General features: G+C 40.4%; 22 protein-coding genes and 1 pseudogene. 9 read left to right on the plus strand and 14 right to left on the minus strand.

The window, feature by feature from the left end; all coding sequences use genetic code 11:
* Positions 1-218: 218 nt before the first annotated feature.
* The 11 genes from ACWIX0_RS08060 to ACWIX0_RS08110 form a co-directional block, all read right to left on the minus strand.
* Entirely contained in the window at positions 219-1787 is a 1569-nt protein-coding gene (locus ACWIX0_RS08060; RefSeq protein WP_454173480.1) for a hypothetical protein, read from the minus strand.
* Positions 1788-1956: 169 nt separating this feature from the next.
* A complete protein-coding gene (locus ACWIX0_RS08065) occupies positions 1957-2181 on the minus strand; it encodes a hypothetical protein (RefSeq protein ID WP_454173482.1) in 225 nt (74 codons plus the stop codon).
* A 63-nt stretch (positions 2182-2244) separates the two neighbouring features.
* A complete protein-coding gene (locus tag ACWIX0_RS08070; RefSeq protein ID WP_454173483.1) occupies positions 2245-6108 on the minus strand; it encodes an Eco57I restriction-modification methylase domain-containing protein in 3864 nt (1287 codons plus the stop codon).
* Positions 6105-6857: a hypothetical protein gene (locus ACWIX0_RS08075; protein ID WP_454173485.1), complete on the minus strand. Its 753-nt coding sequence runs from the start codon at positions 6855-6857 to the stop codon at positions 6105-6107. The genes ACWIX0_RS08070 and ACWIX0_RS08075 overlap by 4 nt, the downstream gene beginning before the upstream one ends.
* On the minus strand, positions 6854-10036 hold the full coding sequence (locus tag ACWIX0_RS08080) for a helicase-related protein (RefSeq protein ID WP_454173487.1): 3183 nt from the start codon (positions 10034-10036) through the stop codon (positions 6854-6856). The genes ACWIX0_RS08075 and ACWIX0_RS08080 overlap by 4 nt, the downstream gene beginning before the upstream one ends.
* A gap of 336 nt (positions 10037-10372) precedes the next feature.
* Positions 10373-10552, minus strand: coding sequence for a hypothetical protein (locus ACWIX0_RS08085; RefSeq protein WP_454173489.1), 180 nt, complete (start codon positions 10550-10552; stop codon positions 10373-10375).
* A 128-nt stretch (positions 10553-10680) separates the two neighbouring features.
* On the minus strand, positions 10681-12117 hold the full coding sequence (glnA, locus tag ACWIX0_RS08090; RefSeq protein WP_454173491.1) for a type I glutamate--ammonia ligase: 1437 nt from the start codon (positions 12115-12117) through the stop codon (positions 10681-10683).
* Positions 12118-12169: 52 nt separating this feature from the next.
* The gene (locus ACWIX0_RS08095; RefSeq protein ID WP_454173492.1) at positions 12170-12355 is read right to left on the minus strand and encodes a hypothetical protein; all 186 of its coding nucleotides are present in this window, start codon (positions 12353-12355) and stop codon (positions 12170-12172) included.
* 153 nt (positions 12356-12508) lie between these two features.
* The gene (locus ACWIX0_RS08100) at positions 12509-12925 is read right to left on the minus strand and encodes a dihydroneopterin aldolase (protein WP_454173493.1); all 417 of its coding nucleotides are present in this window, start codon (positions 12923-12925) and stop codon (positions 12509-12511) included.
* A gap of 46 nt (positions 12926-12971) precedes the next feature.
* On the minus strand, positions 12972-13628 hold the full coding sequence (plsY, locus tag ACWIX0_RS08105; protein ID WP_454173494.1) for a glycerol-3-phosphate 1-O-acyltransferase PlsY: 657 nt from the start codon (positions 13626-13628) through the stop codon (positions 12972-12974).
* Positions 13629-14064: 436 nt separating this feature from the next.
* Positions 14065-14316, minus strand: a complete 252-nt coding sequence (locus tag ACWIX0_RS08110) for a hypothetical protein (protein WP_454173495.1) — start codon at positions 14314-14316, stop codon at positions 14065-14067.
* On the opposite strand from ACWIX0_RS08110, the gene nrfH reads away from it, so the two are divergent.
* Positions 14304-14765, plus strand: a complete 462-nt coding sequence (gene nrfH, locus ACWIX0_RS08115) for a cytochrome c nitrite reductase small subunit (protein ID WP_454173496.1) — start codon at positions 14304-14306, stop codon at positions 14763-14765. The genes ACWIX0_RS08110 and nrfH overlap by 13 nt on opposite strands.
* A gap of 47 nt (positions 14766-14812) precedes the next feature.
* The gene (locus ACWIX0_RS08120; protein ID WP_454173497.1) at positions 14813-16654 is read left to right on the plus strand and encodes an ammonia-forming cytochrome c nitrite reductase subunit c552; all 1842 of its coding nucleotides are present in this window, start codon (positions 14813-14815) and stop codon (positions 16652-16654) included.
* 462 nt (positions 16655-17116) lie between these two features.
* On the opposite strand, the gene ACWIX0_RS08125 is transcribed toward ACWIX0_RS08120, so the two are convergent.
* Positions 17117-17416, minus strand: a complete 300-nt coding sequence (locus tag ACWIX0_RS08125) for a hypothetical protein (RefSeq protein ID WP_454173498.1) — start codon at positions 17414-17416, stop codon at positions 17117-17119.
* Between the two features lie 324 nt (positions 17417-17740).
* Here ACWIX0_RS08125 and ACWIX0_RS08130 point away from each other — a divergent pair, with 324 nt between their 5' ends.
* From ACWIX0_RS08130 to ACWIX0_RS08150, 5 genes are all read left to right on the plus strand, one after another.
* Positions 17741-18763, plus strand: a complete 1023-nt coding sequence (locus tag ACWIX0_RS08130; protein WP_454173499.1) for a helix-turn-helix domain-containing protein — start codon at positions 17741-17743, stop codon at positions 18761-18763.
* 236 nt (positions 18764-18999) lie between these two features.
* Entirely contained in the window at positions 19000-20274 is a 1275-nt protein-coding gene (gene eno / locus ACWIX0_RS08135) for a phosphopyruvate hydratase (protein WP_454173500.1), read from the plus strand.
* A 191-nt stretch (positions 20275-20465) separates the two neighbouring features.
* Complete coding sequence (locus tag ACWIX0_RS08140; RefSeq protein WP_454173501.1) at positions 20466-20726, plus strand: hypothetical protein; 261 nt, start codon at positions 20466-20468, stop codon at positions 20724-20726.
* Positions 20723-21355 (plus strand): AMIN domain-containing protein, encoded by a 633-nt coding sequence (locus tag ACWIX0_RS08145; RefSeq protein WP_454173502.1) that lies wholly within the window; start codon positions 20723-20725, stop codon positions 21353-21355. Before ACWIX0_RS08140 ends, ACWIX0_RS08145 begins: the two co-directional genes overlap by 4 nt.
* A gap of 3 nt (positions 21356-21358) precedes the next feature.
* Positions 21359-21868 carry a shikimate kinase gene (locus ACWIX0_RS08150; protein WP_454173503.1) on the plus strand — a complete coding sequence of 170 codons (510 nt, stop codon included), beginning with the start codon at positions 21359-21361 and terminating at the stop codon, positions 21866-21868.
* Positions 21869-22067: 199 nt separating this feature from the next.
* Here the strand turns inward: ACWIX0_RS08150 and ACWIX0_RS08155 are convergent, their stop codons facing one another.
* On the minus strand, positions 22068-22928 hold the full coding sequence (locus ACWIX0_RS08155; protein WP_454173504.1) for an outer membrane beta-barrel protein: 861 nt from the start codon (positions 22926-22928) through the stop codon (positions 22068-22070).
* 257 nt (positions 22929-23185) lie between these two features.
* On the minus strand, positions 23186-24427 hold the full coding sequence (locus ACWIX0_RS08160; protein ID WP_454173505.1) for a DUF354 domain-containing protein: 1242 nt from the start codon (positions 24425-24427) through the stop codon (positions 23186-23188).
* A 39-nt stretch (positions 24428-24466) separates the two neighbouring features.
* On the opposite strand from ACWIX0_RS08160, the gene ACWIX0_RS08165 reads away from it, so the two are divergent.
* Together ACWIX0_RS08165 and ACWIX0_RS08170 are read left to right on the plus strand one after the other, a co-directional pair.
* Positions 24467-24661, plus strand: a complete 195-nt coding sequence (locus ACWIX0_RS08165; protein WP_454173506.1) for a hypothetical protein — start codon at positions 24467-24469, stop codon at positions 24659-24661.
* Positions 24662-25428: 767 nt separating this feature from the next.
* Positions 25429-25968 (plus strand): annotated as a pseudogene (locus tag ACWIX0_RS08170) (IS1595 family transposase); the annotation flags it as partial.
* Positions 25969-25992 lie beyond the last annotated feature (24 nt).

Below are 25992 nucleotides of genomic sequence, written 5' to 3' on the forward strand. Positions count from 1 at the left end.
GTTTTGTCTTAAGTTGTCTTGAGCCATTTTTAATATAAACAAAAATATTTTTAGCATTCGCGTCAATAGCATTTTTTATAGCTTCGTTAAGTGGAATAAGTCTAGCGATAGACGAATCGCCTTTAACGGTTTTGGCTGTTACTTTTGTAGCAAAGTAATTACTCATAAAAATCTCCTATGATTTTATGTGGTGCAATTATACACTACTACAAATAAAATTACAATATATTATCCAATCCATAAAGTGCATAGACTAATGAATCTAGCTTTGGTTGGAGGGATTTGAGAGTTTGTGTGCTGTCTATGCCTCTTTCAAATTTGTCCTTTTGTGCTTTGTAAGCTATGTCAAAGAGTGATTCAAACTCGGCTAATTGCGCTTTGCTTGGGATTATGATAGGGATTTGCCGAAAATCGTTTATTTGTAGATTCACGGTCGCATTTATAAAAGCCCTTTGATAGTCAAATAATAACCTAGAATTTAACAAAGCCACAAAATAAAAATTTGGCAGATTCGTTTGAGTATATAAACTCATAGCGGCGACATCATTTACCGAAACGCCTTTTAGTCTAGCTTTGATTAAAATGCTATGTTCATTTAAAATGTTATTCCAACAAAATCCCTCTTTAAAATAAAATTGTGGATTGCGCACCACAGGCATTCCCTCGCCCTTTTTACCCGAATTTTCTTTTAAGAATCTCACATTTTCCACGCTCCACGCGATATAATAGGGCGTGGGCAAATACCAGCGATTGCCATCTTTATCGCCTTTATCATAAGGCACAAAACATTTGGGCGAATCTATGCCGTTTAATTTCTCATCATCGCTAAGATTTTTTATATCTGCTATGCGCTCATCATCTATAATGCGATAGATAAAGCCCTGCCCGAAAATATCGCGCTCAAATTTTGCCTTTGCACTATCAAAAATCTCCCAAATTTCACCCTCGCTTTTGCCCTCCAAAAATGCAAGGGCTTCTTTTTTGTCTTTGAAATGTAGTCCTAAATCTTGGCAAACTTGCTTTGCTTTGAATAGCTTTTCTGCCCTAGCTTCCCTTGTGCGTGTGGATTCCTTGCTCCCCTCGCGCACAGCTATGAATCTGCCGTTATTTGCGGTGGCTAGTCCTTGCCCACCATCTGTGATAAGCCCTAGTAATGTCAAATCGCCCTCTTTTAGCGAATCGCGGTAGCTTTGAATGTCTAAATGATTTTTGGATATTTTTGCCGAAGTATCGATTTTGCTTCGCCAGCGCGACATTAGGGCTTTTATGGATTCGTTAAATTTTTCATAAATCGCTAGATTGTATTTGCTTGGTTTGAAAATCGTTTGTGAGTTGGCGTTTTGATAAAGGCTTTGGGCGATTTGATAGACTTGTGGATTATCAAAATCCTTTGTGGCGTCTATAAATCGTAGTTCGTTATCTTTGGCAACTTGGCATTTGGCAAACTGCGTGATGCAAGTATCCACCATAGCCGCGTAAAAGGGATTTGCGCTATCGCAAATAAAATGCAATGAATTATCTAAAAGCAATTTGCGTAAATTTGCCTTTGTGTTTATCGTCCAAAAGGTTTTAGGTGTGATGAGTGAGATAATGCCCCCTTGTGATATGAAACGAAACGCGCTGAAAAAATATGTAGATTTCAAAGTATCGTTGCGGGATAAAAATTGTTTGCTAAGTGAGATAAGATTTTGCCATTGTAGATGTTTGAGCGAAGTGTTGTGTCTAATGAAGTCTGCGATAGAATGGTAGAGATTAAATCCGTCTATGTAAGTGATAACTTTATTCATAAAAACCTTTGAAACCCCCACCGCAACGGCTAAGTGAGGGGGCTACGAGGATATATCTCGTAGGGGAGTGGTGGAATTATGTCGCAAGTTTGCTTAAAATTTCCTTAAATTTTAGCTAATTTTAAGTTTTTAAACATTGTGTCATTGCACTTGTAGCGTTTTGGCAAAATTAAGATTCGATGATTTGGATTTCATTAGAATCTAGCTCGTAGAGGGCATAGACTAGCGAGTCGATTTGGGATTGTAAATCTTTGATTTTTGCGTCATATTGAGGTTTCGCAGAAACCGAAATATCTTTGTTATCATTTTGAGCGGAGCAAAAAATCTCTTTTGTTGATTGAGACACTTCGCTTTCTTGCGAAAGCTCAGTATGACAAAGATTTTTTGCCTCCAAAATTTTATCGACTAGATTTACAATCTCATCGGCGATTTTTTGGATATATCGCGAAACTAGATTCTAATCCGTGCGGAATGCTATGTCGTAGTTTATAATAAAGTCTGTTTCCTCATCGCTTAAATCATACAGCGGACAAATTAGCCTATCGATTTCATCGATTATGTGTTTTGATTTGCGGAGTTTGTAGGTTTTTACGCCATTGCTAAAATCTGCGTTTTTCTCTATATCGCTTTCATATTTTTCGCCCAAATCGCATAATTGTTTTAGGACTTTATCGCTAAATTTTGGGATAGGAAATCGCTCAAATTCATACACATAGCTATCTCGCCCATTAGAATAAGCATTTCTAAACCACCAAAACAAATTGCTTGACATTAGCGCGACTAACGCTTTTGAATCGCTCACCGCAAAACTTTTTTCTTTGCTAGATTCAGTAGAATAACTTGTATATAAATCATAATATCTACCGCCTGTGCTTCTATAATAGATTTGCTCATCGCCATTCATTATGTCTTTTAGCGTGGGTTTTTTGGCATAGAGTTTTTGCATTATAGATTTTTCGATAGGCAAACTAATTTTGCAAAATGCGCCATTTTTGATAAAATCAAGCGAATCTACAAAGCGCAATTTGTCGATTATCTCTGCGATAGAAGTAGTGCTGTGGCGTAGATTTACCTTTGTGGTAAAGAGATTTTTGGCTTTTGTAAGTGTCTTGGCAAAGTTTATGATACTTACTCGCTGGTCTGCGTTTGGGAAAATCCGCGCTGGGGCATTGCCATAGTTGCTAACCTCAATCCATTCGCAATTCTCCAAAAGCATTTTATGCAGGGCAATATTTGACTTACTACTTGTTACGCTAAGTGGGACAATGTAGCTAAGATTGCCATTTTGGGCGAGTAAGTCAAAGCCCTTTTCGATAAAAAGTTTGTAAGTATCCAAACTGCCTTGCGTAGCGTGTTTATAGGCGTTTTTAAATTTTTGCTTTTGGGATTCATCGATTTTCGCACCGTAGGGCGGATTGCCGATGACAATGTCAAAAGATTCTATGCCAAACATATACGCGCTGTCAAAAAACTGCGCTGGTTTGGTATTGCTAAATGGGTCGTAGTCTAGGATAGGATTGTCCGCGAAATCTTGTCGCTGGACAGCTTGAATGGTGGTGGCGATTTTGGTGCGTAAAGTCATATATGCTTTTTGGATAGCGGATTTGGAGCTGTGAGCGTCATTGCGAGATTTTGCGTTAGGATTTGCCTTTTGTCCCCCCTCCCTTGCGGAGAGAGGGCTTAAGGGGTGGGTAGATTCTGTGTTTGAAAATTTTGCGGGACTATTATTTTGCGCTTTTAACCCACCCCCTGTATCCCCCTCCGCAAGGGAGGGGGAAAGTGTGGAGTCGCCACGCAATGACGATTTTGCGTGGGCATTAAAGTATGCTTCGCGCAAAGATTTTAGCTCACGCATATCGTTTTGATAGCCGTCATATTGCAGGGCATTATCTTTTGGCAAAGGCAAAAGAGAATTTGCGCTAATGAATTTAAATTCTAAATTTGGGAGGGGATTTGGCTCTTTATTATCGCTAAAATCCTCATCAATGATAAGGGATAGAAAGCAACGAAGTCGCGCGATTTCTGTCGCCATAGGCTGAATGTCAATGCCATAAATGCACTCTTGCAAAATCGCTAATTTGCGCGTATAAGGTGGGCGTGTGTCGCCTAAATCGCTTTGGATACGGATAATCTCACTCAAAATCCCCATAGGAAACGCGCCCGAACCACAAGCGGGGTCTAGGATTTTTAAGGTGGATAATTCTTGTAGGATTAGCGTGGAAGTATTTTTGTCATATTGAGCGTTTGGAGAAATATCCCTGCTTTTGTCATATTGAGGCTTTGAAAAAGCCGAAATATCTCTATTTTGTGGCGTTTGAGATACTTCGCTTTCTTGCGAAAGCTCAGTATGACAAGTGAATTGAGAATCTGGATTGCCACGACTTTGCTTCGCAAAATCTCGCAATGACGAATCGGCATTGATTGCTTGGGCTTCGCCTCGCGATGACGAATCGGGGGAATCTACCCACCCCCTAACCCCCTCCGCAAGGGAGGGGGAAATCAAAGAAAGCCCCTCCCCTTGCGGGAGGGGTTGGGGTGGGGTATTTCTCGCAAGGGAGGGGGAAGATTCAAACACAAGGTTTTCTAAAAACGCAGAATCTACCTTGCCCTTTAAGTGCGTTTGCAAATGCGCTAAAATCGCGCTACGCACCATATAGCGCACGATTTCTCGAGGCGTGTAGTAGCTCCCTGTGGCTTTACGAAGGGTGTTTTTATCTAGTTTTTCTACTTTGTTGTCCGTAAAAAGTTGAGATAAAAGGCTCTCAAACACCGTGCCTAGCAACTCTGGGTCGAGGGCTACTTCTTGCTCACTAGGGCTTTGCTCATCAAGCGTGAAGTTATACCTATCAAGCAGGGCAAAAAGATTGCTAAAAGATTGATTTGGGATATGTAGGTCGTGGAGATGGGCGTGTGGATTTTGTGTGCTAAAAAAGTCATTGTCCTGCGGGCTAAATAATCCGCCATTTAGATAGGGAATCGCGCTTAAAAGGTTAATGATTTGCTCGGGCAAAAAGTCATAATTTCTAGATTCACGAGGCGTGTTTAGCGTGGTAAAAAAGAGTGGCTCTAACACTTCGTGGTAATAATCTTTGCTTAAATTTGTATCCCAAATCGCGCAATTTATAATGCCTTTTTTCTCCAAAAATTTGCAAAATAAGATTCTGCAAAGTAGTCGCAAAACAAAACTGCGCTTGTCATACTCGCTAGCGTGTGTGGGGAAGTGGCTATGCTCTAAAATCTCTAAATATTGTGTAATGATTTTGTTATAAAACTCTTTGCTTACGGGCTCTTGGGAGAATGCTAGCTCTAAATCGCTTTGTGTGAGGCTCTGGGATTTTTGGGCTTTTTTGATGAGTTCGGCTAGGGCTTTTTGCGCGGTGGCGGTTTTAGCGTGTCCTAAAATGTAGCTTTGGCGTTTTAGGTTGGAGTAAGTGGGTTTGTTTGCCTCGTAGTCGTAACCGCTAGTAATCAATGATAGGCGAAATTCGTTTGACGCGGAATCTTTTAGCGATAAATCGTGGAGCTTGCCACTCGCTTCGTCAATAGACGCTTTAGTCTTATTTTCTCGCTCGTGGCTTCGCAACCCCGATTTTTGCTTCGTTTCACTCGCAACCCGTTGGGTCTCATCTAAAATACTTCCGCGCTGAGTTGCTCGGTTGTCATTCTCATCAAAAATCTTAGAATTTGCTTTTTTTGTCATTGCAAGAGGATTCGTAGAATCCTCGTGGCAATCTATGCTTTTATTTTGGATTGCCACACTCGCTTCGCTCGTTCGCAATGACGATTCTGGGGAATTTGGATTGCCACGATTTTGCTCCGCAAAATCTCGCAATGACGAATCGGGGGAATCTACCCACCCCCTAACCCCCTCCGCAAGGGAGGGGGGATTTTTGGAGTCGCCGTGCGCAAGGGAGGGGGAATCAAATGCAGAATCTCCCGCAAGGGAGGGGGAATCGTTATAAGCCCCTCCCCTTAGCCGAGGGGTTTGGGGTGGGGTATTTTTCGCTAACGAGGGGGAATCTGGCGTGTGGAAAATCGCTATAATCGCGTCTAATCCTGCGTGTTTTAGGATAGATTTTAGCTCGGTGTGGATGCCCACTTTTGCGCGGACGCTCTCACACTCAAAGATATATATGCCAAAATTTTTATTGCTAAGTTTGAAGTTTTCACAAATGGCGGTTTGGGATTTTAGTATGCTGTGGGGCAATGCGCGTTTGTTTGGCTCTATGAAGTGGATTTGCGGGAAAATCTCTACTAAAATCGCTTTGAATGATTCTATCTCAAATGCGTGTTGTGTGAAGTGTGCGATTTTGTCGTTCATTTGGTGTCCTTTGTGTGATTAGTTTTTGTCATATTGAGGGCTAAGCCCGAAATATCTCTATGTTTGATGTGCGAGTGAGATATTTTGGATTCTTCGGTCGCTGTCGCTCCCTCAGAATGACAAAATGGGGTGGTGGTATGACAAGATTGTTTTTGTGGATTGCCACGACTTGCGCTTGGCAAGTCTCGCAATGACGGGGCTACTTGGTTTGCCACACTCGCTTTGCTCGTTTGCAATGACAACCCACCCCCTGTATCCCCCTCCGCAAGGGAGGGGGAAAGTGTGAAATTGCGCTCTGCAAGGGAGGTGGATTTTTGGAAGTCGCCACGCGCAAGGGAGGGGGAAGATTTGGCAAAATCCGCATTCGCAATGAATGGGGAATCAAATGCAAGTCCCTCCCCTTGCGGGAGGGATTTAGGGTGGGGTTCTTTGACAAGGGAGGTAGAATGTGGCGTGTGGAAAATCGCTAAAATCGCGTCTAATCCTGCGTGTTTTAGGATAGATTTTAGCTCGGTGTGGATGCCCACTTTTGCGCGGATACTCTCACACTCAAAGATATATATGTCAAAATTTTTATTGCTAAGTTTGAAGTTCTTGCAAATAGCGGTTTGGGATTTTAGTATGCTGTGGGGCAATGTGCGTTTGTTTGGCTCTATGAAGTGGATTTGCGGGAAAATCTCTACTAAAATCGCTTTGAAAGATTCTAACTCAAATGTGCTTTGCGTGAAATGTGTGATTTTGTCATTCATTTTGTATCCTTTGTGTGATTTGGTGGAAATGCTGAAATGGAGAGCTGGATTTGTGGGGTTTTGTCCTCTGTGGAGGGCGTGGGATTTTCTCTTGGGATTTTGTCTTGGCATTGTTGATAAATGCGCTCAAAATCCTCTTTGCTCTTTGCTTTGTCAATGTCTTTGTAGAGATTTGTCAAAATCCCTTTGTCTAGCACACGCACGATTGTTTCTATTTGTGCCTCGCTTAGAAAATCCATAGCGTTAAGCGTTTTTAGTCGGGCTTTTTGGACTTTGGGGTCTTTTGTGGTGTTTGGGATTTCAAATAGCGTGTCTTTGTGTGGTGCGCTAAATTGGGATTTGTGAAACTCTACAATGCGCTCTATATCGCTGTAATGCTGTGTGGTTTGGGATTTGGTAGGCTTTGTGGGTTTGGTGTTTATGCGGGATTTGAGATAGCGCGCCATTGTGAAAAAATCGCTTGGATAAACCTTAGATTTTCTAGAATCTTCGCTGTGAATGGCGTAAAAATAGTTATTGCCACTTGGATTTTTCATATAGCAAAAGCATTGCAAAGTATCCGTGATAAAGGTGCGCGATTTTGGCTTTAGCGCGTGTATGCGAGCAAACTCATCGGGATTATTTACATAGAGCTTTTTAATGTCGTTTAAAAACTCCGTATCATCACTTTTCTCATCTTGCTCTTTGTAAATCGTATCGCTAAAAAGCTTTTGTGTGCCAAACTCCTCGCTACTATCATAAATCGCGCTATCTTCCCCAAAAGTGAAATGAAAACTTTGGAGCTTTTGATATGCCTTAGCGTTAAATCCTAAAATCGCATCGCCTAAATTGCTAGGCTTAAAATTATAAATTTCAATTTGCTTATGTGGCGTGCCTACGCGGTTTATACGCCCGATTCTCTGCATTAGATTTGTGGCACTCCACGGGGAGTCGTAGTTTATGATGATATGTGAGCGGTGGAGATTTACTCCCTCTGCGAGTGTGTCGGTGGTGATTAAGATATGAAAATCATCTTTTTTAGATTCGTAGTTTGCATCAAAGTTTTCGCGGATAGCTTGGGCGTTTGCCTCGCGGTTTGAAGCGTCAATTTTTAGGACTTTGTGGTTTGCTAGATTTGTCGCTAGATAATCCGCACTTGCCTTTGCCTCTGTGAAAATGATGATTTTTTCGCTTTTTTGGGTTTGAAAAAAGTCTTGCAACTTGGCTTTGAGTTTGTCTAATTTGGGGTCGGTATGTATTTCTTGCCATTTGGCTAGCAAAGTTTGGAGTGTGGCTAAATCAGATTGTAAATTTGCCTCATAGCTTGGAGCAAAATCCTCTTTTTGCAATATAAAGGCTTTGTCTTTGTCTAAATACTGCGCGATTTTCTCGCTCCCCTCATCGCTTAAAATATCATCGTAGAATGTGTAGAGATTGCTTAGGTATTTTGGGATTGCGATTGTGCCGTTGCTAAACATTTTTAGAAACGCTTGCAAAGAAGTGATTTGGGCGTTTAGTGTGGCTTTGAATGCTTCCATACTTGATTCAAAGCGTTTGAATGAAATGATTTTGATAAGCCCTGCTAGGCTTTGGGCTTTTTGGGTGAAGTTGCTTTTGCCGTATTCTTGCTCAAATTTTGCTTTTCCGTTTTCATTTAGATTTGGATAAATGAGGTAGCGAAAGTAGCCAAACTTGCCTATGGAGTTTTGCTGCTCATTTAGCAAATACAGCGTGTTTAGAGCTAGGGCGTGGGCTTTTTCTCCCAAATCATAGAGCAATTCTCTTGGTGGCAAAATCTGGGGAAACACAATATCTTGCTCCGCTAGATTTCGCGCAAAACTCTCAATACTCGTAATATCCGCCCTCGTGCGCCGAACCATAACAAAGCGCAATAATTTCTCTTTAATGTGCTGTGAAATGGCTTGGAGGTTTGCTTTTTGGGCGTTGATTGTGTCGAAGTCATCTTTGCTAAACGCGGATTCTAGCTCTTTTTTGATTTTTTTAAAATCGCTTTTTAGCGGGGCGAAAAAGGCTTCTAAATTGTCTATGTCCTCGATATTGCAAGCGAGTTTGTCTTGGAAAAGGCAAAGTTGGGATTCTATATCTTGTGGGGAGTTTTTCTGCGGGGTGGCAGAGAGCAAAATCACTTTTTTGCGCGCATTTTTAGGGGTCGGCGTCTTTGTGATATTTTGCAGGGCTTCATACCGCCCTGTGCTTGTGTGGGCTAGGTTGTGAGACTCATCGATGATGATTAGGCTATATTCGCTAGGATTTTTGACTTGCTTTTGGAGCATATCATAGCTTAGCACTTTGCGGTGATTTAGCCGCACTAGCTCTAAATGCTCCTCCCAATTTGCCTTTAAGGCTGCTGGGCAAACGACAAGGGATTTAAAATGTTCATCTTCGCTTTCAAACTTTTTAGCAATGATTGAGGCAATGAGAGTTTTGCCAAGCCCTACGACATCGCTTAGGAAAAAGCCGTTGTATTTTTGCAGTTTATCTAGCCCCTCGCTTACGGCGGTAAGCTGATAATCGGGCTTTTTAAACCCGCGCGGGAAAAAGGATTTAAGCGTAGAATCTACTTTGATTTTGTTTAGTCCAAAGTATTGCATTAAAAGTTTGTAATAAATCTCTTTTGGGGTGCATTCTTTGAGATAGGTGCGCTCTTTTATGGTGGATTCTAGCCTGAGGGCGTCCTCGCTTGTAAGCGCGATAGATTTGCCCCAAAGCTCCTCAAACTCAAAAAGCGCGTAGCCTATATCATCGCTATCTCTAGATTCGAGATTAAACTCGTAGTTTTTATACAAGCCGTTTTGGCTTAGATTTGAGCTACCTACGATAAGTGAGCCGTTGTAGTTTGTCTGCCCTGTGTGCGATGTGGTAGGCTCGGTGGAGAAAATGTAGAATTTTGCGTGGGTTGGCTTGTCTTTGATGATGCGGATTTGGAGTTTGGACTCTTTTAGCGCGGTGATGAGTAGCTCAAATGAAGTCTCGCTTGAAGCGCAATATGGCGCGGTGGCAAAATGCTCGGCTTGTGCGTGGTAAAAATTGTCCTTAAATGTGGCGAAAATCTCGTGTTGTTTATGCGGATTTCGCGCTAAATCCTCTGCTAAATGGTTTAGTTTGGCAGTTTGTAAATCTGCGTTTAATCCCACGAGAATGCGGATAGATTGAAATTTCGCGATTTTAGGCGTAAGCAAATCCCATAAATGTCTAAATCCGCTTGCACGAAAAAAGCCTATGAGAAACGCTAAGTGCGTGATTTTTATGCTATCGTTGTTGATAATATCTTTGAATTTGTTTAAAAGGGTGTTTGGGTCGGTGTTGTTTGTGAATTTGGAATTTGTGGGTTTTTGACTTGGGGCTATGGATTTGTGATTATCATTAGTGTGGGGATTTGTTGTGGTGGGATTGGTGTCTAAAGTTTGGGTTAGATTTTGGTTGTTATTAGAGAGAGAGAGAGATGGCTTTATTTTGAGAATGGTTTGTATTCATTTTGTCCCCTTAGAGTTTTGTATTTTTTGTTTATTTTTGTTTTAAATTCTGTATTTGGCTTTGTCATTGCGAGCGCAATTTATTGCGCGTGGCAATTTATTTTTTGTCATATTGAGTTTGCGTAGCAAACGAAATATCTCTCTTATTGTCATATTGAGGCTTGAAAAAATCGAAATATCTCTAGATTCTAGATTTGTTTGAGATACTTCGCTTTTTGACAAAAGCTCAGTATGACAAGGTTATAGATTGCCACGATTTGCAACTTTAAAAAACGCAAAATCTCGCAATGAGGGCAAACACAAATAGAGATACTTCGCTTCACTCAGTATGACAATTTAAGCCCCACAACCTAGCAACTATAAGTCGTGATAAACTCAAATGGGTGTGGGCGTCCCTCCCACGGCCACACTTCGCTTTCAAATTTATATTGCTTGTAAGTTTGGATAAATTCCTCGCTAAAGACTTTGCCCTGCTTTAGGTAGTCTTTGTCTTGGAGCATTTCCTCGATAGCGTGGCGGAGCGTGTGTGGGAGCTGTTTGATACCTTTTTCGCGGATTTCATCAAGCGTGAGGGTAAAGAGATTGACTTCCATAGGCTTGCCAGGGTCGATTTTGTGCTCGATTCCATCTAGTCCTGCCATAAGTAATGCGCTAAATGCTAGGTAAGGATTGCTCGAGCTATCGGGGAATCGAAACTCCATTCGCTTTGCTTTTTCGCCACTATTGTATGGAATCCGTATGCTAGCAGAGCGATTTTGCGCAGAATAAGTGAGAATGCTAGGGGCTTCAAATCCGGGGATTAGCCGTTTATAAGAGTTTGTGCTAGCATTGGTAAAGGCTGCTAGCGGGCGGGCGTGCTTTAGCACTCCACCTAAGAAATGCAATGCCATATCACTAAGCCCCTGATAGGCGTTGCCTGCAAAAAGATTTTTGCCACCTTTCCAAATGCTTATATGCGTGTGCATCCCGCTTCCATTGTCGTTATACAGGGGCTTTGGCATAAATGTCGCAGTCTTGCCATTTAGGTGTGCTACCATTTTTACGACATATTTAAATTTTTGCACATTATCCGCAGCTTCGACTAGCGTGCCAAACTTCACGCCGATTTCGCCCTGCCCTTGTGCGACTTCGTGGTGGAGGACAAAGGTTTCTAATCCCACTTGGTTTAGCACTTTTACCATTTCAGCGCGCAAATCCATCATACTATCCACAGGAGGCACGGGGAAATAGCCTCCTTTTATGCCCGGGCGGTGTCCGATATTTACGCCATCAAACTCTTTGTCGCGATTCCAATCGCCCTCTTCTGTGTCGATTTCGTAGTATTGGCAATTCACCGCGCTTTTGATTTTGATAGAATCAAAGACAAAAAATTCATTTTCAGGTCCAAAATACGCCACATCGCCGATGCCGCTAGATTTTAGGTATTCGCTTGCGCGTTTAGCGATAGAGCGGGGGCATTTCTCATAAGGCTCGTTTTTGTAAATATCCCAAATATCACAAAACACCACCACGGTGGTATCTGCGGTAAATGGGTCGATGAAATATCGCACAGGGTCTGGGATAAGAATCATATCGGATTTGTTGATAGGCTGCCACCCCTCAATCGAACTCGCATCAAAGGGAATACCCTCGAAACTATCCTCGCTCACGGCATTTGCGGAAAATCCAAGATGATGCCACACGCCTTTGATGTCTGTAAATCGAAAGTCGATAAACTCTACTTCATTTTCTTTGCAAAATGCAAAAAACTCCGCAACCGCCTTTTTGTCAATGGCTTTTTTGCTCATTAGGTTCTCCTTAGTTAGAATGTGTTAGCAAGGGCATAAAGAAGTGGAAAGTCTATGAGGGGAGTTGCATTTGCTTTGAGGCAGAATCTGCATTGTGGTTAAGCTCATAAGCTTGTAAGTCAGATGCGTTTATAAGCCTGCGGGGTTTTGCAAGACTTATAAATGTGATAAGAAGTAGCATTATGCAATCCCTTTTAGGCTTGACTTCTAGTAGCACAATGCGAGAGAATTTTAGCATTTTTTGATTATTTTTGAGAGAGATTTGGGAATTTTTCGCGCTTGCTTGTGTAGATTTGACATAGATTTTGGGTAGATTTTGTGTGGTGCATTTGTAAGGTAAAGGGATTTTATACTTTTTGGTTTTTTTGTTTTGGTGGTATCGGTAGCAAAATCAAAAATCCACACATTTGCGCACGCCCAAAACACAGCCTGCAAAATTCACATTATGCGAGGTGTTAGTATGGTTTGCAAAATCTTTGGCTTTTTGGCTAGAATCTACATAAATATCTTTAGCAAAAATATCGGGTTTTTGTAGGGACAAATTTATTTTTGTAATGCTAGGGTAAGAATCTTTAAGGCTAGTGATAATATCATCTAGGGCATTTTCTAGCAAGTCATATTCGCGCTTTTTTAAGCATTTAGCGATATGCCCTGCTAATGCCACATAGTCTAAATACGCGTTTTGTTTTTCATAGCTTATGTTTGCATTGACTAGCACTTTTTGCGGGCTTTCTCTCTCTTGTGGAAGTATGCCTATGATAGCCTCCACACATAGATTTTGTATCAAAATCTCATATTGATTTTGCATAGCAAATACACCTAAATCCATCTACTAAATGCAATTTAGGGGCTGATTATAGCACCTTGCCTTCTTGCCCTTTAAAAAGTCGCATTATATTTGGGATATGCGTGTAGAGGATTATTAGCCCGATTAGCACGATTGGCGTGTGGCTATTGATTTGTGCGGTTATGTCTATGCTGGGGGGAAGCGAAAAAACTGCTGGAATGATAAAAGTAAGCACCACGCCACTTAGCACACCTGTGAGGGAGGATAGCGAAGATACTTTGAAAACTTTGCCGACAACGCCCCACACCACAAGTCCTAATGCCCCCTCAATAGGCATTAGCAAAATCACAGAGCCAATCGCAGTAGATACGCCCTTGCCACCTTGAAATCCTAAATAAGGGCTATAACAATGCCCAAGCACCGCTAATATCGCCATAAACCATTGCGCCCCATAAGGCAAGCCAATCATTTTTGCTAGCGTGATGATTAGCGTGCCTTTTATCGCATCTAGTATGAGTGTGGCTAGCGAGATTAGTTTAGCGTTTTTAGGGTCGCGCTCTTTTAGTGCGCGATAGACATTTGTCGCACCGATAGAGCCTGAGCCCACTTCGCGCAAATTGATTCCATATAGGATTTTGGTAAGCATAACCCCAAAGGGTATCCCACCCACAAGAAATGCGAACAAGTAAAACCAAAGGTTGATATAGTTGCTAAAAATGTCCATTTTTACTCCTTTTGTGTGGCGATATTTTTTAAGATTTAGCGTTTTTGTTTTGTGTATTTTGTCGTATTTGGTGCTTTATGGCGATGATTTAAAGCTAGAAATACTAACACAAAAAGGATAATTTAGCACAATGCAAAAACAAATGCACCAAAATCTAAACAAGACAAAATCTACATATAAAAACCCTGCGTATCGCTCGCATTTTATTTGCTTTTTGCCTTGCATTTAGCTCGCATTATTTAAAATAGCCTAGCAAGCAAAATCCTTATTATCTTTCATTCTTTCATTGCGCGTGCTTAATATATTTATCTTTTTTTAAAAAATCAATGAAATGTAAGAAAATTTTAGAATTTCGTTTTTTTTTTTTTTCTAAATGTTAAATTTGAACGATTATAATTTTATCGTTTCTATGCCAAAAATGAGAATCTAAAATCTGCTAGATTTTGCTTTCAATTTTTTGGTGTTTTTGTGGCGTTTTTGGTTTTTTGTCGCTTTTTGTCGTTTTTATGTAGGTTAGATTCTCGCATAAAAGCTGGGGTTTTATAGGGTTTTGTAAATCTAGCCCCCAAAAAAATCTAAAAAAAGCAAAATCTAAATCCCCACAAATCCCCCATAAATGACAAGGTAAAACATAGCAAAATGGCATAGAAAGACAACAAGGAGTAAGGAGAGTAGATGCGCTATACATTTCTCATCGCCGCGATAATCTTTGTCGGTGGATTTATAGTGGGAAATGGCGCGTATAGCCTCTATAATGCGGATACTCTAAGCTACCTCTCTAGCGATTCTAGCGCGTGCAATAACTGCCATGTGATGAATGAAGTCTATGCTGATTATCACAAGGCATCTCACCACGAGCTAAATTGCATTGAGTGCCACTTGCCTCATTCATTTGTGCGCAAATGGGCTGCAAAAGCCCAAACAGGCTTAGGACACGCTTATCATTTCACTTTTGATAAGTCTTTGCCACAGCATTTTAGTGCAAATGATGATACAAAAAAATGGGCGCAAGAGAATTGTATCCGTTGCCACGGCGACTACGCACACAACGCCATAAACCCAACGCTAAATCCATACAGCACAAAAGACGCGCTAAATTGTGTCTCTTGCCACAGCAGTGTGGGGCATTCACGCTAGATTTAGCAAAATCCAAAAACACCAACCAAACAACAAAGGAGTAGAAAATGAGCAACAACAAAAAATTGTGGGGAATCCTAGCCATAGGCTTAGTGGTGGGATTTATCGTAGCTTACATCACAGCAGACATAGGAGTAAAAAAAGGCGAGCAAATCGCCCTTGCTTCGGCAAATATGGCAGGGATTAGCGATGAAGATCCTAGATTTACCACTTGGGGTAAGGCTTTCCCTGAGCATCTAGACTCGTATCTAAGCGGCGCAAATGCAGAGCCAAAGCCCACAGATTTTGGTGGCAATCTCTCATACAACAAACTTGATAGATTCCCGCAATTAGTGAGAATGTGGGCAGGGTATCCTTTTTCGGTGGATTTTAATGAGGAGCGACATCATTTCTATATCCAATCTGATCAAATGAAAACCGCTAGAAACAATAAAGATTTGCTAAATGCAGCGGGGCTAAAGGCATTTGGCGGGCAGCCCACCGCGTGTATGAACTGCCATAGCGGCTGGACAAAATGGCTTATCGATAATGTAGCGGATGGGGATTTTGTGAAATTTAATAGCGCGAAATATTGGACTATGATAAAAAATGTCCCTACAATGGATAATCAAGCCCCAGATAGCAAAGAGCATACAGGGCTTCACGGAGGCACAAGAATGGGGCTTACTTGCGCTGATTGCCATTCGCCAAATGATATGAGCTTGCGTATCACTCGTCCTGCGCTTATCAATGCGCTTGTGGATAGAGGCTATGAAAAAGACGCAAAAGTCGGCATAAAAGCCACTCGTCAAGAAATGAGAACCCTTGTATGTGCGCAATGCCATGTGGAATACTACTTCAAATCCACAGGCGAAAAAGTCGCCACTATGGGAGAATCTATCGCTAGCAATCCAAATGCAAAATGGCTAGATGGCACGCAAAAGACTTATGAACAAATTGATTATTGGCGAGATGGCAATAAGCCCACAGAAATACAAGTAGATGGGCTAACTCTAGCATTCCCTTGGAGCGAATGGAAAAAAGGCGAGCCATTTAGAATCGAAATGCTTGATGACTACTATGACAAAGTGCGAGATAAATTCCCGCAAGATTGGGTGCATAAAGAAACAAAAGCTCCTATGATAAAAATCCAGCACCCAGAGACAGAATTTGCAAGCGGTGGTATCCACGCTCAAAATGGCGTATCTTGCGCGGATTGTCATATGCCATATACAAGAAATGGTGCGAAAAAAATCTCAAGCCACGCATTTACTTCGCCACTAAAAGATGTAAATGCTTCGTGCAAATCTTGCCACGCACAGCCAGAAGAGTATCTAAAAGCCCAAGTATATAGCATACAAACTTCTATCGCCTCTATGCAAAGAAGTGCGGAATACACCATCGTAAGCCTTATCGAAGATATAAAAAATGTCCGTGCATCTATGGGGAATCTAGCCAAATACCAAACAGATGGCAAGCCCGATGACAAAAAAATCTCTGCCGCGCTAAAAGATGTGCTTGAATTGCATAGAAAATCCCAAATGAGAGCGGATTTTGTCAATGCAGAAAATTCCACAGGATTTCATAATCCTACCGAAGCAGCTCGCATAATGGGGCAATCTATCGCTATGGCAAAAGAGGGGCAAAGCCTGCTTGTAGTCCTAGCCCAAAAAGATGGCATTACCATAACTCCATCAAATCTAGGATTTAAAGAAATCCAAAAATACGCCCCGGGCTTATTGCGCTACCCAGCCGATATGGACGGACACAAAAAAGGCGACATCTACTATGATGAACACGATGAGAGAGATGTCAATCGCGCTCCTGCTAAAGAGTTGCTAGATTTAGATGAAAATCTAGCCCCTTATAATTACAAAAAAATCATAAAACCTCTAACAAGTGCTAGATAAGCACGCTAGAGGATAGCTAAAAAAGCCCCTTATCTTTAAAGTGATTTTGGGTAAGGGGTAAGGATAGATTGACAAAATCCATTGTCCTAGATTCGCTTAAGATAGGGTGGTAAGATTTGCAAGGCTATTTAATTTACATATTCTTTGTTTTAGATTAAGTTAGCCTTTGCAATTTTTTTTCATTCTTTGCAACTATTCTTGCGCTCATTGCGGATTTATCGAGGCATTTTAGGCGTTTTAGGCGTTTTGAAAGTGCGTTTTTTAGTGCATTTTATAACAAGTCGTTTTTTGTGCGCAAACTCCACATTATCCATTTTTAGTTTTCTACTTCAATATTGCGTAGTTTTATTGTGTTGTTGCATTATCATTGGCATTGTCATTGTGAAAATCTGTGAAAATCCGCACTAGAATCTGCGTTATTTTTTACACCCTCATTGCGAGAATATTAGATTCTACTAGAATCTAATATTTGTGGCAATCCACACGCACAAATTGCCAAATAACGCTTTTTTGTAGTTTTTTGATTATAGATTGCCACGCAAGTCTTGCGACTTGTTCGCAATGACAAACGCCACTTTTGTCATATTGAGCGCGAAATATCTCTGTTTGCATTTTTAGATTTTCTAAAAAATCTGTGCTTTGAGATACTTCGCACACACGCTCTAAGTCCGAGAAGATTTTGTAGTATGTGTGGATTGCCACGCGTATTTTTAAATCCGCTCGCAATGAGAGATAAAACTTCTTAAAACAATAACAAAACATTACATTTTAGATTTTATTCATTTTTTGAGTTTTTGCGTTTTTTGTGTTGGTATTTGTATGCTAGAATCTTTGCTACTTTTTAGAATAATTCTCATATTTTATAATATGTTGAGAATCTAAAAAGAATGTAGTAAAAAGCAGTAATATGGCGGGCAAAACAAGCACAATTTTTTTAAGTGCAAACTTTTTAACGCCCATAAAAATAAAAGCAGATTTTGCAAAAGTCATAAGCATAATGCGCTAAGCGTTGATAAATGCTAGTAGTAAAAAAGCATAAAAAGCGCAAAATCCAAAAGCAAGACAAAAAATAAAAAGCGAGGCACAATGAGTGAGAATCTAGGGCAAATGATAAGAACACACAAAAGTGATTTGCTAAAGGCGCATTGCTCTTTATACCAAGCGTATAAAAATCTTTTTAGCAATAGTGGTAGCATAATAAATGAGCAAATAAACCCAAATGGTATCGCTAAGCTAGAATTTATCGGGGATAATTACGCCATTAAATGCAGCCTAATCAATGTGCTTGATGGCATTAGTTTGCATTATGGTAGTTATGAGGGGGATTTCTCCGCGCTAAAATACCACTCTAGCAAGCCTAGTTTGCATTTTGGGCTACTTCAAAGCGGGGATTATGAAGGAATGCTTGATAAAAAGCCTTTTAGCGTAAAGCAAAATGAAGTCTTTTTAATCGCGCCAGATACCCATACGATGGGCTCTAGCGCAAAGGCTAAATGCAACTGCATTCAAATCGACATTGACATACAAGAATCTAAGCGCGATTTGCAAGCGTTTTTGCCAAATTTTAGCATTGAGGCATTTTATGATTTTATCGCGCAAAATCCGCTTGTAGCGACTTCTTGCTTTTCTGCCTCTAGCTTGCTAAATGGACTATGTGAGATAAAAAATATCGATTTACTTAGGCTTAAAGTGCTAGAATCGTTGCTTACTATGTGGCAAAGTGCGATAAATCTTGCGACTAAAAGTGAGCGTGTGGCAAATATGAGTGAGGCAACATATAGCAAGGGGGCTTATATTTTGCGTGTGGCAGAATATTTGCAAACGAATTATAATGCAACGCAAGAGGAGCTAAACTTGCGTGCTTTAAGCGAGCAGTTTAGCGTGTGCGTAAGCAAGCTAACAAGTGATTTTAGGGAAGTCAAAGGTATTTCGCTTTATCAATTTATCAAACAATGCAAAATCAAAAATGCCTGCGAAATGCTAAAAAATGGCAAATCTGTAAGCCAAGTGGCAAATGAAGTGGGCTATATAAATGTCTCGTGCTTTTGCAAAAATTTTAAAGAATGCTATGGCATAAGCCCAAATGAGTTTAAAAAAAACGCTAAATAAAATGCTACAATAAAAATTTTGCAAACTTTTGCAACATTAGCGAGATTAGCAACAAACAAAAATAATTTCGTCCAAGTCGCTAAAAATAGATTTTGCTAGATTTTGTGGCATAAGATTTTGTCAAGTTTTGTAGCGCAAGATTTAGTTTGCAAATAGCAAAAAAAGCAAATGGAATCCAAATTGCTAGCCTAGATTTACGACTACGCAAAATCTAGCTAAACCAAAAAGGAGCGTATATGACTTTTATTGATAGTATTTTTGCCGAAGAGGTGCTTGACTCAAGGGGAAATCCCACGGTTAGAGCCACTGTCGCGCTAAGCGATGGCACGGTAGAGAGTGCAATCGTCCCAAGTGGAGCTAGCACAGGCAAAAGAGAGGCATTAGAATTGCGAGATGGGGACAAATCGCGCTATTTGGGCAAAGGCGTGCTAAAGGCGTGCGAAAATATCGAGGCGATTATTTCAGATGCGCTTGTGGGGGTTAGCCCTTATGACCAAAGTTTCATTGATAGCACGCTAAAAGAGATTGATGGGACAAATAACTACGCAAATATCGGTGCAAACGCTACTCTAGGCGTATCTATGGCGGTGGCAAGAGCTGCGGCAAAAAGTCTAAAGATTCCTTTGTATCGCTACTTAGGCGGGGCAAATGCCATCACACTCCCCGTGCCTATGCTAAATATCATCAATGGTGGTAGCCACGCGGATAATACGGTGGATTTTCAAGAATATATGATAATGCCGCTTGGATTTGATAGCTTTGAAGAGGGTTTGCGAGCGAGCGCGGAAATCTATCAGCACCTAAAAGCGATTTTAAAAAACAAAAAACATATCACAAGTATCGGCGATGAGGGAGGATTCGCGCCAAATCTAAAAAATAATGCCGAGCCTATCGAAGTGATATTGCAAGCCATAGAAAAAGCAGGCTACAAACCAAAAGAGCAAGTCTCAATCGCTCTAGATGTCGCTAGTAGCGAGCTAGTCGATGAAAAGGGAATCTATCATTTAGAGGGTGAGGGTAGGAAGCTAGATTCTGCGGGAATGGTGGAGTATTATGAAAATCTATGCGCGAAATATCCTATCGTATCGATTGAAGATGGGCTAAGCGAAGATGACTGGGAGGGGTGGAAACTCCTAACCAAAAAGCTGGGCAATAAAGTGCAACTTGTAGGCGATGATTTGTTTGTAACCAATGCAGAGATTTTGGCACACGGCATAAAGCAAAAAATCGGCAATGCGATTTTGATAAAGCCAAATCAAATCGGCACAGTAAGCGAGACTATGCAAACCGTGCGACTAGCGCAACGAAACGGCTATAAGTGCATAATGAGCCATAGAAGTGGGGAGAGTGAGGATAGCTTCATCGCGGACTTTGCCGTAGCCCTAAACACAGGCGAAATCAAAACAGGTAGCACTGCTAGAAGCGAGCGAATGGCAAAATATAATCGCTTGCTTAGCATTCACCACGAGCTAGCAAAGCCACATTATCTAGGCAAAGAGCTTTTTAGCTAGAATCTGCAATGAAGCGATTTTTGGGATTTTAAGATTTTGGGTTTTTAGATTTTGCGCATCTAGCGGGATTTGTATGTGGCAAATATGACGCTAAATGCGCTAAATGCGCCAAACAAGACAAAAGCAAAAAATAGCAAAATCCAAAATGCCTAAAATCTACACACATAAACATAAAAAATACGGGGACAAAAATGGCAAGATTTTTTAAGATACTAAGTATGCAAAATCTATGGTATGGGCTATATACGCATAGGATATACGCATTTTTTTTGCTATTTTTAGCGGGGGTGAGCGTGTATGTTTCTTTTCTTGCGTGGGGGGAGCATTCTTTAGAAGTGTTGCTAAAAAACAGGGAGCAAAAACATATATTGCAAAAAGAAGTCGATACCCTGCAAGCACAAAACGCCCAACTACAAAAAGTGCTATTTGAACTCAAAGGATTAGAGCCGTGAATACTTTTTTGAAACTTTTGTGTGTGCTTTTTGTGTTTGTAGTGATAGATTTTGCAAACGCTAGAGAAAATCCATTTGAGCCGATGAGCCGTCCGCAAGAAGACACTTTCAAATCTCCAAATGCCAAAAATTATTTCAAAGAGAGAGATATAAAGCTCCCTAGCACCGCTAGAATCCTAAAAACCATAACAATCACTTACCAAAATATCGATGGTAGCACAGAGAGCAAGAGTATTGATATTGATGAGGGGATTGATTGGCATTTCCCTATTTTGCTAAGTCAAAAAAAAGCGTTTCTAAACGAAAAAGTCCAGCATTACACTATTGTGCCATTTGACTTTTTTACCCAAAGAAATCGATTTTACCTCTTTAGTAGTAACAATATTATCCGCTCTTTTGTGCTTCCCTCGCCATATCGCATCGTAATCGACATCGACAAACAGGAGCAATACGGCTTGCAAAAACAGCCAAAATCTAGCAATGGTTTTATCCCGCTAAATGTCAAATATTTCACAAAAGCCGCACTAGATGTGCATAAAGATTTCTACCGCTTCACTATCACGCTAGATGGGCAATACACCTACCATATCCAAAAAGAAGTGGATTATTATGTGATTTTGGTGGAGTAGGTTTTGAGGATAAAATCCAAAAACATTGTCCTTATCGGCTTTATGGGCAGTGGCAAAAGTAGCGTAGCAAAGCATTTAGGGCGAAATCTAGGGCGATTTGTGCTAGATAGCGATGAGATGATAGAAAAGATTTTGGGGGTTAGCATAGCGGATTTTTTTGCTAAAGAGGGCGAAAAAGCGTTTCGCAAAAAAGAGGCAGAATTTATCGCGTGGGCAAAAAAAAGCGTGCAAGATGCGATAATCTCCACAGGTGGCGGAATGCCGATTTTTAATAATGTCAGGCAAATGGGATTTGTGGTGTATCTAAAGAGCGATTTTGATTCTATCGTGGAGAGATTAGATTCTACCAAAATCGCAAAACGCCCGCTTTTTAGGGATTTAGACAGGGCTAGAGAGCTTTTTGAGGGACGCAGGGAAATCTATGCAAAAAACGCGGACTTGGTAGTAAATGCAAACGCCACTATAGAATCTATCACCCTAAAAATCATCAATTACTTAGATACAAAGCGATGATTTTTATAAGCGCGGAGGTTTAATTTACGCGCTATATTTTATGGTGATTTATGCGGTTATTTATGCCCTAAATCGTGTGGGATTTTGCGTGGGGGGAAGTTTTATAAATGTGTCATAGCAGTAGATTTTGTGTCATTGCCACGCCACACACTTTTTATGAGTGCTAGGCAATGGCAATGAATGCAGATAAGATTTTGGGTTAGAATTTATAATAATAACCTGCTGTGATTATCAGCTGTCGTAGTTCATCTGTATTTGTAGTCAATGCGGTAGGTGTTGTTAGATAGTCAATCGCAATGGTTGGCAAGCGGAAAGCTAGACTTGCATTGTGATGTCTGCCTACATAGACTTCTAGCCCTACATTTACAGGTAGCACAAATCCGCTTGGTTCTTGAGTCGTAATGATAGTGCCTGCACCCGTTGTAGGTTGGGTATTAACACGCGCATAAGAATCCGCATAGCCTGCGCCAAGCCCTATAAATCCACCGATTGCGCTATTATTGCCGATATTTGCAAATTTAAACACCGCCTCGATATTTGCTGCAACTTGATGATAAGAGCTAAGTTTAGCGGTTGATGTAACGCTTTGTGTTGGGTTATTTTCAGCATTTACTAGCTGTCCTGTGGTTGCGTTTATTGTTCTTGTGTCTGTATCGGTTTTGTTATATGTATAGTTATACACATAGTGATAAGTGGCATAGCCTCTTAATCCTGCCCAACGATTGAAAAAATGTGTATAGCCAAACTTTAGCCCCACAGCACCTAGTGGAAACGCATCGTTTTTTGTAGTTGTAGTGGTGGTTTTAGTACTGTCGGCAGTTGGCTCACGCACAATATTTGTTTTCTTGCCCAAACCTGCACTAACACCCGCTTCCACACCAAAAAACAAGCCATTATGTTTGCCTCCACCTATTTTTGTCTCCCCCCCCCCCTCAATATCAGCATATAGAGGGCTAAATGCCATAGAAGCGACTCCCGCTAGAGAAATGAGTCGCACGCCTTTTGCTATGTTTCTAAGTCCTGTAAATGGGCTTAGAGAATTTCTTGTGAGATTGCTCATATTTTTCCTTTTTTGCGCTATGCGCGGTTTTATTTTGCTTTGCTGATTGCACAAGCAAGGGCTATATTTTATTTAAATAATGGTTAATAATTATGTATTATTGCAAAATTTTATAGTAAGAAAATTAGGTTTTTTTGATTGATGAGGTGATTTAAGGGGATTTTTTGTAGTTTTTTTGATATATATTTAGAAATTATTGTGATTTTGTGTTGTGGTTTTTTGATTGCACATCTTGGATTGCAAATCTTTGCAAAATCTTAAAATCTATAAAATCTAGCTTTGATTTGCGTGATGATTTTGTCTATTTCTCGCAAAATGTTCGTGTCATTTGGGACAAAAAAGCGATGATTATTTTGCTTTGCAAAGCCGTCTTTGCTAAAATCCAAAAACACCTCTAACGCCTCATTTACGCTTTTTGCGTGGCGCATTAGTCCATTTTCTAGCAAATATTTGTCGTGGTAGAGCAAAAGAGAGCGAGTCGATAAAGTAGGGATACCTAAAAAGCTAGATTCTAGATTCATCGTCCCTCCACCGCCAAGTAGCATATCAATATGTGGGTAAAACTCATTTACCAAAAACCGCTCCTTTGCCACTCGCACGCACTCATACCCGCTAAATTCCCCCTCCAAATACTCCCTCTCATAGCGAGGTATAATCATAATATTTGCTAGATTTTCCCTAGCAAGCGCGTGCAAAATCTCATAAAAAAGCGGGTATTTTTTCCTTACATAATGCGCTTTGTATTCTTCCTCCCTAGCGAGAATCAAAGGCTTTTTTTCACTCAAATCTAAAAATCCTAGTCGCGCTAAAAATGCTTTTTTGGATTTTGCTTGTGGGGTGGATTTTGCTTGTGGTTTTTGGCAAATGTTTGAGGTAGATTTTGGGCTAGATTGTGCGCTAGATTTTGGACTAGATTTTAGGCTAGATTTTGTGCTATTTTTGCCCCAAATCTCACTATGCAAATCCTCTAGCCACAATGCCACATCGATGAAATTATATGCGATTAGGTTTTGTCGGGGGATACCAAAAAAGCTATACGCCTGCTCTGATAGGACAAAAGGATAAAAAATCACGCTAGATAATGGAAGCGTAAGGCGCGATAGCAGAGTGATATTGCCCTCCCCACCCTCAAAACTCGCCATAGGCGTATCGCTAAAATGCACCACAGGAATCCCTAGCCCAAAAGCCACTTGCGCCCCCTCTGCGCTCGCACCTGTGAGAAATACACGCGGTTTGCCTAAGCGACTAAAAATCGCGATAAACTCTTCTTGCCGTTTGATTCTAGCCAAAAATTTTCCCTCCAAAGTATCGCCTCCATAGCCATCATTTCCGCCTATGCAGATTGCTTCTATGCCAAATTTTTCAAGCAAATCAGCGCATTCTGTATAGCCTGCGCTTTTGCGCGTGGTGATGATGATAGAATCTAGCTTGCGCAAGTGCGGCAAAAGAGCGTGAAAAAAAAGCGCGTATTTGGGGTCTGTGATGTCTATCCATAGCATTTTGTGCCTTTTGGTTTGGTGGGATTTGAGGGGATTTAAGTGGATTTGATTATATCGCAAAATCACTTTGTGGCTATAAATTTATATTGGCAGTGGGATTTGCACGCGGATTTGTATCAAATGATTTTAAGCATAAAATCGACACAAAAACGAGCAAATATTATGATTATGTCTTGCTATGAGAGAGGGGATTTTGGTAGGGGATTTAGCGTTAGAAGCGTTTTTTTGGTTTAGGCAAAATGGCTTTGTAAGGCAGGGTAACGAATGCTTTTTGTCCCAAAGATCACACGAACTTGCTAGAAAGAACATTTTGCGAGAAATAGACAAAATCCTCACGCAAATCAAAGCTAGATTTTATACATAAAACACAATAGCGCAAGGGTAAGCTAGGGTTATAGGGCGCAATGGGTGAGCTAGAATTATAGGTTGCTATGACTTGTCTTTGTGGCAAAATCTAGCAATGATAGCAATGCAAATTATCGCAAAAAACCACCCCTAACCCCCTCGTGCTAAGGGAGGGGACTTTAAGAAGCGTTGCCACTAACGCACGGGAGGGGGAAATGTGAGTTGCCACGCAAATGCTACTTTTGATAAAGTCGCATTTGCTTACAATGACGCTAAATAAAAAACCAGATAGCTTACACAAAATACAAGCAAGTAAAATAAAACAATACCAAATAAAGTAGCCCCTGCATTACACCAAAATAAAAACAAACAAAACTAAACTACAAATGACACGAAACGAAAAAACAACCTGCTTTTAACAAAACAAACCAAACGAAAACCAAAACAAAATAAAATAAGGCTATATTTAACTTAATCCCACACAAATGAGCTTTAAGTTATGATTCACACGATGAAAAACAAGTATATCACCACATAATAAAAACCTTTGCAAAAATTTCAGAGGCTAAAACAAGGCAAAAACAAGATAGATTTAAAAAAAGATTCTTAAATATGTTTCTACTTCGCTTACACTCATAGCTTTTGCAAGAAGTCTTGATATTGAGGCTTCTAAAATTGCAAAATTAAGCAACATTTCTCGCCAAAGTATCAATAAAATCATCAAAATATTAGAATCTTAATCGCAAAAGAATGTGAGAAAACTTCTAAAATGCAAGGCGAAATTGAAGTTGATGAAAGCTATCTTTTAATATAGATTTTGGGTGCTAAAAGAGTAAGAGGCAAAAGAGGGCGTGTAGCAGGTAAAAAAACACTTGTGTTTTTGCTTTATTTTGCTTACAACTACAAGCAAAAGTGGCAAAAGCACATTATCGTGTTAAACATAGCAAAAATGAGTTTGCAAAAGGCAAAAACCACATAAATGGCATTGAGAATTTTTTTGCTTCGTTTCACTCGCAACTACAAGCAAAAGTGGTTATGCAAAGCATAGATTAAGCAAATTTAAATGAATCAAAAAAGAGAATTTCTTGCTTCACTTAAAAGAAACAGAATTTAGATATAATACTCAAATTAAACAGCAAGATCTGTATAAAATCTTGCTAAAATTGATAAGAGAAAATCTGTTTAAGTTGGATTGAGCCTAATGTTTTTGTTTGCCTAAA

The sequence above is a fragment of the Helicobacter sp. T3_23-1059 genome, assembly GCF_053654515.1.